This is a genomic window from Acrocarpospora catenulata, from assembly GCF_018476525.1.
GTDB lineage: Bacteria > Actinomycetota > Actinomycetes > Streptosporangiales > Streptosporangiaceae > Acrocarpospora > Acrocarpospora catenulata.
Genome location: NZ_JAHCST010000008.1, coordinates 39,130 through 51,829, shown reverse-complemented (window position 1 = coordinate 51,829; position 12,700 = coordinate 39,130). Strand labels below are relative to the sequence as shown.

Below are 12,700 nucleotides of genomic sequence, written 5' to 3'. Positions count from 1 at the left end.
CCAACGACCCCGACCAGAGGGCGAGAACCATACCTTGAATCCCGAACTGGCACGTTGATCATGACCGCTCAGTACGGACGGGGCCGGGTGTAGCCCGCGTTGCTCCCGGGGCCGCATACGCCACAGACCCGATCTTGACGCGCGAATTGGCTATACGGGATGGTCATCTGCGTGTCCGTACCGAACGACGAAGCGGCAGCCGAAGCGATCCCCCGCAAGGGTGTATCCAGTCCACGCTCATGGTTGCGAACAGTCGGAGTCGTAGGGGCCATGGCCGCCGTCCTCGTCGGCGGAGCCGGCGTTGCCCGCTTCTTCGGGCCGGACTCGCAAGCCGTCCTTCCCCCGCCTGACGGCCCCTGGCCTGAGCAGCGCAGGTTCATGGTTCTGCAGTGCTCGGAGGAAGGACTGACGCCGGAGACCCAGCCGACCGTCGAGAAGTTCCTTCGTGGCTTGTCGGAGATCGAGAGCATCACCGCATACAGCAAACAGCAGATGGCGGGAGAGCAACTGGCGACTCGCAACCTGTGCGGCGTCCAGGCGCATTTCGTGGGAACCGCCCGTGATGCAAGCGACATCCCGACGATCGCAAAGGAGCTCGCGAAGTCACCGGTTCCAGTAAATCTGGTGCGACTGCCTTCCAATTTCTGGGCGGGGAAGGCGGACGTGCGGATTACATTGACTGGCCCGGACTCTCCCTTGCTCGAACTCGGAGCGGAGGGGGCTCGGGTGGCGACGAAGAATGACATAGAGGCCATCGCCACGAAGATTCGGCAGGCAGTAGACGTCAACGAGATCTATTACGAGGAGAGCGCCTTCGCGACGAAGGTCAACGCCTCCTACTGCCCTGACCGGCTGTGCGCCTTTGATCCAGGCCCGGTTGATCAGGAGACCCTCTATGTCAAGATCGATACCCCCAACGCGGTCGAGACGTTGAAGAGCGCCCTTGACGACATGCCGGGTGTGGATTTCGTCTTTCCGGTCAGCCTCGATGTGTTGTAACTATCCTTTTTCGAGAAAAGGCGCTCGGCTGTGGTATCCCAGCGGTGACTCTCTCGGGGAACGGGGCAGAGTAGCCTGCGGATGAGCCATCCAGGCCGCCCACATGACGGATTTGAGAGGTGGGCTCTCACATGCCCATGAGAGTGGTTGGATGCTGGGCTCGGACGGCTGGTGTCGCTACCCGTCTGCGAGTAGGTGGGAATGCATCGCTTTAACGTGCGGGTCCTCCGACGAGCCGCCCTGGTCATTGATGAAGACTGCGATCACCGTGTCGTTCGGATTGAGTTGACCGTACAGTTCCCGCCAGGCCATGAGGTTGGGGTGTTCGTAGGCAGTGCACGCCTCGGCCGGTGTAAGCAGGTCGATCGCGCGCAGCAAGTCTGCCGTGTCCAGTAGGTATGAAGCCGACCCAGCCCGATGGCCACAGACGGTCGCCAACACCACGCCCGGCAACGGGTGATCGCCACGGTCGATACGCGCGAACTTGGGCTCTCCGTCCTTGCCCTGGTATCCGACACCATAGGCAGTGGGCGCCTGCCACCCGGGAATAGCGGCCTCGAACTGCCGCAGCGCCGCGATAACCTCCGCAGTCGTCTCCCACCGTTCGCGCATGTCACCTTCACCCGATCCTGTTGAGCCAAGATCAGGACCCTACTACGCCCGATCGGCGCTCTGATGACGCTGTGAAAGCTCAATTCCGGCGCCTTCTGATCCCGCTCCAGCTTCACTACCGGACGCTGCGCACTGATCAGCGCGCCGAATATCTGGCGGATGATCTGGCCGCACGCATCGCCTCGTCAGCGGCGACCCGATCCGTGCTTGGAGGCACTGGTCCTCGACGAGAAGGTGTGGTCAGCCAGGACTTCATCAATAACGCGGCGGTGGCCTGCAGCTTGTTTCTCGTCCCTGTCGATGTCCTGAACCAGGCTGATCAGGGCCTTCCACAGGGCCCAGCCACGAGCCCGCGCCCACGTGTCGGAATCCTGACCGACAGCACTGCGGAAGGCCTCCCGGCTGTCGCCTGAGAACATCGTCCACGCGATCACCAGATCGCAGGCAGGATCGCCGACGCCAGATGCCCCGAAGTCGATGACGGCAGCCAGCTTTCCGTCCCTGACCAGCAGGTTGCCGCTCGCAAAGTCGCCGTGGAACCACACCGGCGGCCCGGACCAGGCCGCCTCAAGGGCGGCGTCCCACACAGCCAATGCCCGGATGGTGTCGATGCGGCCTTCCAACATGACGAGTGAGCGGCGTGTCTCATCGTCGTAGTAAGCCGGCGACACACCCCGATAGGCGCTGTGCGCGCCCGCCGACGGCCCGCCAGTCGCGTCGACGCGCTGCAGAGCGCGAATGAAGTCGGCAACCGAGGTCGCGAATTCGGACAGGTCGTCGATGCGGTCAATGCTCGCGGTCTCACCATCCAGCCAGCCGCGGATCGACCAATTGAACGAGTACCCCTCACCCGGAGCCCCCTTCGCCAGAGGCACGGGAATGGCAACCGGCAACGAAGGCGCGAGAACCGGCAGCCACCGATGTTCCTTGTCGACCGCCGGGGCATAGCCGACAGCAGTGGGAAGACGCACCGTCATCTCGTCACCGAGACGATAGGTACGGTTGTCCCACCCGTCGACCTCAACCGGCGTCACGGGAAGTGCGCTCCACTGCGGAAACTGGGTCGCGACCAGTCTCTTCACCAGCCCCGCGTCAATGCCGGCACGCCCATCGATGCACATGCTCTCCACCACCCCGAGAGTGTGTCGGCCGCTCCCTCCGCCGTGCAAAAGGTTTTCGGCATCCCTCGAAGGATGAGCCAGCAGACCGTCTTCCCGAAGGTCACACGGTGTGCTCCCCCAGCCACCGAGGCCGGACGCGTTCCGACTACCGAAATCGACGGAGGCGTCCGACGATGCGAACGCGATCTTGACGATGATTCGGAAGGCGACTCAAGTAGCCCGCTACTGCGGTTCTGCGCCTAAGGTGTGGCCTTCGCAGTGGGGACTGCGAAGGCAGTGGCACCCGCCAGCCAGGCACCGCTCAGGTCGGTACCGGGCGGAAATCGGCCGTCCAGTTCCAGCAGCACCATGCCGTGCGCGAAAGCCCATACCGCGCGAGCCACGTCGATGTCACCCCCCACGGCACGCAGCAGAGGCGCAACGGCACGCGCTTCCAGGCCAGAAGGCAGCACGTCGCGGGCCAGCGGACGATCACTGGTCAGCCGATACAGGTGCGGATGCTCCAGCGCGAACCGCCGATAAGCAGCAGCCAGCGCGGACAACGCCGACCCACCCTGCAAGCCAACCTCGGCCGCCTCCAGCGCCTCAGCCAGACCGACCAGCCCTTCCGCCTGCAGCGCCGCCTCAACGGCCGCCTTGTCCGGCAGATGCTTGTACAGAGACGGCGCCCGAATGCCCAGCCGGTCAGCGATACGCCGCATCGACACCGCCTCAGGACCCTGCGTTTCCAGCAGTTCCCTGGCGGCGGCGACGATCTGGGCAAGCCGATCACCCACGACGAGCTGCCCGCAACACAGCGACACCGGTCAGCCAGCCAAGCCCCGCGGTAAACGCCGGCGGCCACGCAACCGGCGTGAAAAACGCGTAAGCGATCAGAACGGCAAGCGGCAACAGCGCCGACTGGGCCACCCTGCTGGCCCGGAACACAAACGGCACAGCCAGGAACGCAACAGCGGCCACCGTGGTGAGCAGGCCATACTTCACCGCCTCGAAGACAGCGAACGCACCAAGAAAAGCAGCAAAGATCCCCCAGGCAGCCCTACGAACCGGCTCGGCACCCCGGCGTGCCGTGACGGGCGTAGTCATGTCGATCCCCTTAGGCTAACAGCGTTAGCCATAATGATGCGGCTAACAGCGTTAGCCGTCAAGCGGCCGGTTCTGTGACGTCAAGCAATCTCCCGTGACCAGATCAGCGACGCCAACGTTCTCGGCCTTGAAGACGCCCCTGTGGCACCGCTTGCACCGGATCGTCCGCGAATACGCGCCGATCGAGGCGACCCGCATGGCGGCCCAGTTGAGTCGACTACGTCATGCGATAGCTATGGGAACCCAGAGAAAACCGGTGCAAGTTGTACCAGCTACGTGAAGATCGCACTACGGGCGGAGGCTGGCCAGGTACATACAGCCGCGGCGCCTCAAGGGCCGTCGAGAAGGCCGTTCTCCTCGGCCCACAGCTTGAAGCCGCCAGGTCGGAACGGCAGGTGATACTTACTGAACAGCAGATCGTCGGCCAGTTCGGCGACGAGCGGGACAGTCAGCAGGCCATCCCTGATGGACCAGCACAGCAGCCGCAGTGTCGGGCAGTAGTCGATGTTGAAGGAGGCCGCGGCCTTCCTTGCCACGCCGTCGTCCACAATGGCCGTGGCCCTCATGGTAAGCGCCAAGGCGAGCACGCCCGCCTCGCCGATGTTCTTGTCGCCGACAACCAGCAGTTCCGAGAAGTCGGCGAACGCCTCCCTCTCGGCCTGGGACCTGAGTTCCCGGTGCTCGATCCAGTCCGCAGTAAGCGCGGCGCCGATGCGCGAATCCTTGGCCTCACCCTCCATCAGTTCCGCCACGACGACGTCCGGGATGACGGCACGGCGCTTACCGACCACCGCCTTGAGCACGCCTAACCAGTTGTTGGTGGCGAAGGCGCTCAGTGGGCCCGTGTCGAAGACGAACGTCTCGCTCGCAACCTCCATCAGGACACGAACTCCCAGATCGCGTTCTCTGGCAGTTCTGGCACAGGTGGGAGCTCGTCCTCGGTCCACGTGTCAAACAGCAGGTCGACGGCTCGGGCGGCAGAGACATCAGAGCTGCGGTACAGGGAGAGAACGGACTTGACGTACGGCTTGGGCAGACAAGGTGGTTCGAGTTCGCGCTTAACCACCAGGTTCAGTTCGACGATGTCGGCTCTGCCTGTGCGTACCGACCGGACAATGTTGGCGTCGGAGAAAGAGACCAGGCCGATCTCGGTCATACGGCGGGCCAGCGTCGCCATATCCACCTGGTAGAAGCTGCCAAGTTTGACCGCGATCGTGCGCAGGTCGGTGCCCTCGTTGATTAGGCGGTGGAATTCCTCGCGCAGGCTGGCCTCGGGCAGCAGGAAAGCACGGGCAAACCGGTCCAGGCGCGACTCCCAGCCTTCGGTACTGTCCTGCTCGGCGATCCGCCAGTCGACGGTGTACTCGTCAGCAAAGAGGAAGTGACCAAACTCGTGCGCTAGGGCCAGGCGACGGCGGCCGACCTGGCGAGCGCCGTTAACAATAGCCACGCCGCCTTCGCGGAGCAGCAGGGAGGCGGCGTCGGCGGCGTCGGAGCCCAAATCGAAAGAGAATGCGAACAGGCCCCGTGCGGCCATGAGGTCAACCAGCGCCGACGCGGGGCCGCTAGGGTCGGCGTCCAGGAGAGCGCGAGCCCTCGCGGCAGTGTCCTCGGCCTGGGCCGCAGTACCAGGCCGGGCAAGCGCGGGCGTGTCCGGCCACGCCTGACTGACGCGCTCGGTGACGAACTCGACGTGCCGCGCCACCCTCTCGATCAGGCGGTCAATAGCGGGACTGGCCGCGCCGGGCTCCTGAAGGTTGCGGTGAGAGATCACGGCGGGCGGGGCAGGCCGGAAGAACCATTCAATACGTTCGTTCACCGCGCCAGCGATGCGGGCCAACTCTAGGGCGGACACCCGGCGACTGCCGTTCTCGATCTTGGCGAGGCTGGAGCGGTCGAGCGCCACTGCGGCGGACAGGTCTGCCTGCGTCATCCCAGCGCGCTGCCGAGCGAATGCGATGCGCTCGCCCAGCTCATTCCTGTCCAGAGTGCTCACTGTGCGATTATAGAACAACCATCGCGACCAGGGAAACGTCCCCCGTATCCGCGCCCGCGACACCAGCCATAACTGCGCGCCCCTCCCGGCCGCCCTCGACGTCACCCCCTGGGTCACGATGCACACCTGCGGCACCCGCATGTCTCGATGACCATGGATATGTACACGCAGATGCCCAGCCCTGAGGCGCGCAAGGCCTCGACCGGCTCAACAAGAGCTTGAGTGACATTAAGTGACACCCGTTCCCGCCCAGTTCAGATAGACAAGACTATCTCCCCTGCTTTACTCTAGAGCGAAGTAGACCAGAGTAGAGAGCCTGCTTCGTTCAGGAGGAGCCATGCCCACCATCACCATCCACCTCGCCCCCGAGGTGATCTCTCGACTGACTACGCCGGATGCTGGTCCCATTGAGGTGACTATCTCTCTCACCGAGACGACCGCCCTTATTCAGGAGCCCCCGGTGGTGCCTGCTGGCCCGCTCGCCGGGCTTCTCACCAGCGGTCTACTCAAGGCCGGCACTCCACTCCGGCTCGTACAGACGAGGGCCAACCGTTCCGCCAACGCGACAGTCCTCGCCAACGGCTCGATCCTGGTGGAGGGCAAGACTCGGGCGTACTCCTCGCCGTCCAAGGCCGCGAGCGCGGTGACCGGTACGCCTGCCAATGGCTGGGTGCTTTGGCGTGTGCCCGACGGGCGCACCCTGGACGACCTTCGGGACCAGCTGGAAGAGGGCGACCAGTAGAAAGCTCCTCGATCGGCGTCCAGGGCTGATTGAGGACGTTGCTGTACTCCACTGCTTTACGGAGAAGACAAAAGCCACTTCCGATGATCAGCGGCTTTTTAGCGCTCCGGGCCCCTCCACTGCTCACCAAGGCGTCCCCACAGGCTGCATTGTGTGCGTCTACGACCAGCACGATAGCCCCAACTGGCATGGTCCCCTGACGTCCACCTGCAAAGCGCTCCTGGGCCCTCCAGACGGAGAATAACCTTCAACCAGGGTGTCGGGATCGTCAGGTTGATCGACGGCCAACATCTGTTAACCCTATTTTAGGCTCTCCATCCCATGCATATGAGTTGACGCGCACGCCGTCTAGCAGATCTTCCTGCAGGTCACAGGCGCGAAGACAAGCTTGAGTGACATGTTGTTCGGTCGCGTAGCTCCCGACCTTAGTTAGAGCACTGATGGTGCTCGGACTACATCGACCTGTTGCCTTCTCTACAGTCAGCCTCATGGCGCAGCAACGAGAGATCCGAGCGAAGCAGGGAAACGCACGTCGGTTGATCACCCGGACAGAGATCGCGGAGTGGGCCAAGGTGGCACGTCCGGCCGTCACAAACTGGGAGAGGCGGCACGCAGACTTCCCCAAGCCCGTGTCGGCAGGGGAAGCGGAGTACTTCCAACTCCAGAGCGTGCTCATTTGGCTGGACGCGCGCCGCGTCCCAGCCAACAGGTTGATCGGTGACGAGCCCCCCGGCACCACCTACGGCGACCGAGTCCGGCGCAGCCTACCCGACAACGAGCTATCCCCTTCGGTTGGAGATCCGCCCAGCGAAGAACAGGTACAACGGCCACGCGAACTGGACGAGCTAATGGCACTGGCGGAAGCAGTTAGAGGATCCGCCTCCATGACGGATTACCTAGCCCTACTGTCCGCGCTCAATTTCCTGCGCGTGGCCGAGCGGGAGCGCTGGACGAAGCTGCACGAGATGGCCATGTGCACCGACGGCGCAAAGCAGACCAAGGAACTACTCCGATACATCGGGCACGCGGCGGACGAGGCGCTGCGCCGACATGGCGTTCCTCCGGGACTGCAGAACTCCTTGATGCGGCTGGCCCCACGCACCGTCCAGGAACTCAGAAGGGTCATCCGCCTCTCCGCAGGCTTCGGATGCGAGACGTTCGAGCAGCTCCTCGCCAGGTACGAGGAACTGCTCGCATCGCCCAGCGGTGAGTTCTTTACACCTTCCGCGCTGACCGGCCTCATAGCCGACCTCGTCATCTCCAGCGGCACCGAGATCAGGCACATCTACGACCCGTACGCCCGAGGGGGTGAGCTATTGGTCGCGACCGCCGACGCTGCGGGCGGGAACGTAGATGTGCACGGCGAGAGCCCGGGAGCGGAGACCCTCCGGTATGCCGCGATGAACCTGCTCCTGCACGGCGCCAACGCAAGCCTGGAACTCGGTACGGCCGCTCCATGGGAGAAGCGCGACAGCCGAACGACAGGCCGAGCGGACGTGATCATAACGAACCCGCCCTTCAACATGGGCTCAGCAGAACGAAAGAGGCCTCCGGCGACCTGGCCGTACGGCACGCCGCCAGCGGGGAACGACAACTTCGCCTGGCTGCAGCACATCTTGCAATCACTAAAAGACGGCGGCAGGGCAGCCGTGATCATGCCGCAGGGCGCTGGGTTGTCCGCCAATCAGGCCGAGCGGGACATTCGTCGCAATATGGTGGACGCCGGCGTGATCGAGTGCGTGATTGCCCTGCCAGGTCGGCTGTTCACCGCAACAGACGTGCCTGTGTCCGTGTGGTTGCTGCGCCGACCGGGCACTCCCGGCGCGCCGGTGCTCTTCATCGACGTCCGTGAGCGAGCAGTGAGGTTCCGCAAACACCGGACCCTGCCGCGCGGCGACTCGGATGCCATCGTGGCCATGTATCGGCGGTGGCGTGATGGCCAGGCGCCGGGCCGCGAGCATGAGGCGAGTGACGGCCTCGGCATCGCAGTTTCGCCCGGCGATATCCGCGACCACGACTTCTCACTCAACCCCGCCGATTACCTGGCGAATGAGCCGCCCGACGGTGTCGTCAGAGGGTTGAGCGCCGTCACCGACGCATTCGAGCAACTGGCCGAAGCACAGGCACTGGCGAACGAAGCGGATCAGATGGTCGGCACGCACGCGAAGGTACTCGCCCAAGGGACCGGCGGCCTGTCCTCCCAGCTCCCGGAGGGCTGGACACGCACGACGCTTGCAGAGATTTGCGAGATCCAGTCAGGCCCCTCGTACTCAAGTCTGCGCGACGAACTGCGCTCGCCGGACGGCGCCGTCCCCGTGGTACGGCCCAGACATCTGCTGGAAGGCCACATCGCCGGTTCCGACCAAGAAAAGGTCTCGGCCGAGTTCGCCGCGTCGCACAAGCGCTACCTGCTCAAATCCGGCGATATCGTCTGCATCCGATCCGGCGCGCTGGTCCCTCCCGCGCTGGTACGGGACGAGCAACAGAGCTGGCTGCCGCACCACAACCTGTTCCGCCTGCGCGCGCGCCAGCCACAGGTATTCGATCCCCGCTACCTATTGGGCTTCCTATCACAACCGTACGCACTGGATTGGGTACGCAACCGCTCTGCCTCGGCAGGAGCGCCCTCCATCAGCACTCATTCCTTCGGGGAACTGCCGGTCGTGTTGCCCCCAATGGTCGTACAACAGCGCATCGCCGCCCTGCTCCATGACCTCGACCGGCAGATCTCATTCCACCAACAACTGGTCGCGGTCGCCACAGACGCCCGCGCCCTGCTGACCAAGGGCCTCATGAGCGGGGCGCTCACGTTCGGCCCGGCATGAACCACCCATCCAAGGAAGGAACCCTGACATGGACACGCAACCTCCCGCCGGACCCGGTACCGCCCGTCTCCTATGGCTGGCGGTCGCTGGACTCTTCTCTCTGGTCATCGCCCTGATCGCAGGCATACTGAAAAGTCAGACCGGAGCGGGGCTTGCCGAATCGGCGCTGGTGAGTGGCGGCGCGTTCGCCGCAGCGATGGCTCTGTGCCTGGCGGTCTTGGCGGCACTCCAGGTCCCACGATGACCCCCCGAGTTGTTCCATCACCAGGACCTAACCCTTCAAGCCCGTGTGCGCCAGCCCCTCGATGAACTGCCGCTGGGCCAGCACGAACACGACCAGGATCGGCAGCGCTGTCAGCGAGGCCGCGGCGAGCTGGATGTTCCACATGGGACCGCCATAGGTGTCGACGAACTGAGTGAGGGCCTGCGGCAACGTGAACTTCTCCGGCGAGGAGAGGAACACGATCGGCTCCAGGTAGAGGTTCCACGAATGCAGGAAGGTGAAGATGGCGACCGCGCCAAGAGCCGGCCGGGCCAGGGGGATCGCCACTCTGACGAAGGTGCCGAAGCGGCCGAGCCCATCGACTCGGGCGGCCTCCTCCAATTCGCCCGGCAGGCTGACGAAGAACTGACGCATGATGAAGGTCGCCATCACGCTGGGCGCTCCGAGGATCGGCACCACGATGAGCGGCCAGTGGGTGTCGGTGAGGCCGAGCCCGTGGAACATCTGGAACAGCGGCACGATCGTCACCTCGCTGGGAATCAGCAGCCCGACCAGCACGACGATGAAGAACACGTTCTGCCCGGGGAAGCGGATGCGAGCGAAGGCATATCCGGCCATCGCCGAGACCACCATGGTCCCGGCGGTGACCAGCAGGGCGATGTAGAGGCTGTTGAAGTACTGCGTGGCGAACGGTTGCAGCTCGAAGACCTGCCGGTAGGCCGAGGCGTCCCACGAGGAGGGCAGTGGCGAGGGCGGGAAGGCGAAGATCTCACCGACCGGCTTGAACGACGAGGTGACCATCCACCAGGTCGGGAAGACGAAGGGCACGCACAGCACGCAGAGCAGGCCGTACAGGGTGATCTTCAACTTATGACTCATAGAGGACCCATTTCCTTCGCATGCGCCACTGCAGGAGGGTGAGCGCAGCCACGATCGCGAACAGCAGGATCGACAGGGTCGCCCCGTAACCGAAGTGATGGAACTGGAAGGCCTGCTGGTACAGGTAGTAGACGAGCACGGTCGTGGAGACGCCTGGACCGCCCTGGGTGAGGACGGCGATCTGGGCGAACACCTGGAGCGAGCCGACCACGGTGATGATGGAGGTGAGCAGGATGGTGGGGCTGATCAGGGGCACCGTGATGCGGGTGAACCGTCTCCACGCCCCGGCGCCGTCCAGTTGGGCGGCCTCGTGAAGCTGGCGGGGCACGCCCTGGAGCGCGGCCAGGAACAGCACCATGTTGAGGCCGACGTTCTTGAGCACCTGGACCACGATCACGGACACCATCGCGGTGGCATCGCCGCGCAGCCAGTTGGGTCCTTCGACGCCGATGGTGCCGAGCAGGCCGTTGATGCCGCCGTCCGCCTGAAGCAGGAAGCGCCACACGATCGTCCACGCCACCAGCGAGACCACGACGGGAGAGAAGAAAAGAGTCCGGAAGAACGTGGTGCCGCGCAGGCGCTGGTTGAGTAGGACGGCCAGTAGGAGCGCCAGGCTCAGGTTGAAGACGACCAGGCCTATGGAGAACATCGCGGTGCCGCCCAGGACCTCGCCCAGGTTCGAATCGTTCAGCAGCTTGGCGTAGTTGTCGCCGCCGGTGAACTCGAAGGTCCCGGCCAGCACGTTCCACTCGTGCAGGCTGTACCAGAGCACCAGGCCCAGCGGCAGCAGGACGAACAGCGCGCTCCCGATGAGCTGGGGTCCGATGAACAGGTAGCCGACGAGGTTGTCCCGGCGGCGGTGTGTCCAGTAGGGGGAGACGACAGCCCGGTGCGCCGCCGTCTCCCTGGTCCGGGTGAGGGTCACGATGTGCCGATCATCGGCTGGATCTTCGCGCAGACTCCGTCCAGCACCGCGTTGACGTCCGCGTCGGCCTTCCACAACGGGTCGAGCGCAGCCCGGATGGTCTGCGACAGCTCGGCCTGCCCGATGTGGCTCGGCTTGACGGTGGCCTTCGCGATGCCGTTGATCACCACTTCCTCGAGCTGCTCCGGCTTGAGCTTGGGGTTGGACTTGGCCAGCGTCTCAGTGGTGAGCTGAGAGGTCCGGGGCGGCGGGAAGTACGCGGCGAGCTTGGCGGAGTTGGCGGGGTTGGTGAAGAAGGCCAGGAAGTCCATGGCCTGGGTGGCGTTGGCGGAGTTCTTCAGCACGCCCAGGCCAGCCTGACCGATGACCGCGTACTCGCCCTTGGGCCCCGAGGGCAGTGGCACCAGGTCCCACCCGAACGTCGCTCCTTCCAGCAGGGAGGCACGGGAGATCTGGGTGATGGTCATCGCCGCGTCACCGGCGAAGAAGTCGACGATCGTGCCGGGGCCCGGCAGCGCCTTGTCCACGAAGATGGACTTGTGGAGGAAGGTCATGGCCTGGACCATTTCGGGGCTGTTGAAGCCGCACGTCTTGCCATCCTCGCTCCATGCCCTGGCGCCCCAGCCGCCCCAGACGGAGGCGAGGTTGTCCCAGTTCTTGTAGTCGAAGTCCCGGACGACCAGGCCCGCCTTACCCTTCTTCGCGACGGCCGCGCCGATGGCCACGGCGTTGTCCCAGTTCCACTGGCCCGCCTTGATGAGCTCGCGCGGCGTCTTCTGCCCGGCCTCCTTGACCAGGTCGTCGTTGACGAAGATGCCGAAGGGCGAGGTGGAGAAGGGGTAGGCGAACAGCTCGCCGTCCCGTTCCCACAGCTTCGTCGCCGCGGGGGCGAGGTCGGTGAACTCATAGCCGAAGGTCTTGGCGAGTGTCTGCTTCAGCGGCGCCAGCGCGCCGGAGGAGACGAAGTCAGGAGCCGAGTTCTCCAGCACCCAGGCCAGGTCGGGGGCGTTGCCGCCGGCGATCTGGGTGGTGAGGGTGGTGGTGTAGTTCTCGAAGGGGATCGAGTCGAAGGTGATGGCGCCGACGTCCGGATGGGTCTTCTTGTATTCGGCCGCGATCTCGTTGAAGAGCTTCAGGTGGGCCTCATTGGAGGTCCAGATCGTCATGCGCAGCGGCTTGGGGCCTTGCTGGGCGGGGGTCTGGCCACCGCCGCACGCGGTGGCGGTGAGCAGGGCGGCCATCGCGAGGGCGGCCAGCTTCCCGATTGGCTTCATGGGGTGATCTCCTTGGGT

12 protein-coding genes are annotated in these 12,700 nt (G+C 64.6%); 3 read left to right on the top strand and 9 right to left on the bottom strand.

Annotated elements, in window-relative coordinates:
- Nucleotides 1–270: 270 nt before the first annotated feature.
- Nucleotides 271–999 carry a hypothetical protein gene (locus KIP79_RS10385; protein WP_214104506.1) on the top strand — a complete coding sequence of 243 codons (729 nt, stop codon included), beginning with the start codon at nt 271–273 and terminating at the stop codon, nt 997–999.
- A gap of 177 nt (nt 1,000–1,176) precedes the next feature.
- Here KIP79_RS10385 and KIP79_RS10380 read toward each other — a convergent pair whose 3' ends face one another.
- The 6 genes from KIP79_RS10380 to KIP79_RS10355 all read right to left on the bottom strand — a co-directional run bounded on the left by KIP79_RS10380 (nt 1,177) and on the right by KIP79_RS10355 (nt 5,814).
- Complete coding sequence (locus KIP79_RS10380; RefSeq protein WP_214104505.1) at nt 1,177–1,611, bottom strand: hypothetical protein; 435 nt, start codon at nt 1,609–1,611, stop codon at nt 1,177–1,179.
- 185 nt (nt 1,612–1,796) lie between these two features.
- Complete coding sequence (locus KIP79_RS10375; protein WP_308169656.1) at nt 1,797–2,744, bottom strand: aminoglycoside phosphotransferase family protein; 948 nt, start codon at nt 2,742–2,744, stop codon at nt 1,797–1,799.
- 227 nt (nt 2,745–2,971) lie between these two features.
- Nucleotides 2,972–3,508, bottom strand: a complete 537-nt coding sequence (locus KIP79_RS48925; protein WP_308169655.1) for a TetR/AcrR family transcriptional regulator — start codon at nt 3,506–3,508, stop codon at nt 2,972–2,974.
- Nucleotides 3,501–3,818: a hypothetical protein gene (locus KIP79_RS10365; protein WP_214104504.1), complete on the bottom strand. Its 318-nt coding sequence runs from the start codon at nt 3,816–3,818 to the stop codon at nt 3,501–3,503. The genes KIP79_RS48925 and KIP79_RS10365 overlap by 8 nt, the downstream gene beginning before the upstream one ends.
- A gap of 329 nt (nt 3,819–4,147) precedes the next feature.
- Nucleotides 4,148–4,696 carry a PIN domain-containing protein gene (locus KIP79_RS10360; protein ID WP_250213007.1) on the bottom strand — a complete coding sequence of 183 codons (549 nt, stop codon included), beginning with the start codon at nt 4,694–4,696 and terminating at the stop codon, nt 4,148–4,150.
- Nucleotides 4,696–5,814 carry a helix-turn-helix domain-containing protein gene (locus tag KIP79_RS10355; RefSeq protein ID WP_308169654.1) on the bottom strand — a complete coding sequence of 373 codons (1,119 nt, stop codon included), beginning with the start codon at nt 5,812–5,814 and terminating at the stop codon, nt 4,696–4,698. The genes KIP79_RS10360 and KIP79_RS10355 overlap by 1 nt, the downstream gene beginning before the upstream one ends.
- 337 nt (nt 5,815–6,151) lie before the next feature.
- Here KIP79_RS10355 and KIP79_RS10350 point away from each other — a divergent pair, with 337 nt between their 5' ends.
- Together KIP79_RS10350 and KIP79_RS10345 are read left to right on the top strand one after the other, a co-directional pair.
- Entirely contained in the window at nt 6,152–6,556 is a 405-nt protein-coding gene (locus KIP79_RS10350; RefSeq protein ID WP_214104502.1) for a DUF4357 domain-containing protein, read from the top strand.
- Nucleotides 6,557–7,044: 488 nt separating this feature from the next.
- Complete coding sequence (locus KIP79_RS10345; protein ID WP_214104501.1) at nt 7,045–9,381, top strand: type I restriction-modification system subunit M/S; 2,337 nt, start codon at nt 7,045–7,047, stop codon at nt 9,379–9,381.
- Between the two features lie 271 nt (nt 9,382–9,652).
- Here KIP79_RS10345 and KIP79_RS10340 read toward each other — a convergent pair whose 3' ends face one another.
- The 3 genes from KIP79_RS10340 to KIP79_RS10330 are packed head-to-tail and all read right to left on the bottom strand — an operon-like array spanning nt 9,653 to nt 12,682.
- Nucleotides 9,653–10,483: a carbohydrate ABC transporter permease gene (locus KIP79_RS10340; protein WP_214104500.1), complete on the bottom strand. Its 831-nt coding sequence runs from the start codon at nt 10,481–10,483 to the stop codon at nt 9,653–9,655.
- A complete protein-coding gene (locus tag KIP79_RS10335) occupies nt 10,473–11,408 on the bottom strand; it encodes a carbohydrate ABC transporter permease (protein WP_214104499.1) in 936 nt (311 codons plus the stop codon). Before KIP79_RS10335 ends, KIP79_RS10340 begins: the two co-directional genes overlap by 11 nt.
- Entirely contained in the window at nt 11,405–12,682 is a 1,278-nt protein-coding gene (locus tag KIP79_RS10330; RefSeq protein WP_214104498.1) for an ABC transporter substrate-binding protein, read from the bottom strand. Before KIP79_RS10330 ends, KIP79_RS10335 begins: the two co-directional genes overlap by 4 nt.
- Between the last annotated feature and the right edge of the window lie 18 nt (nt 12,683–12,700).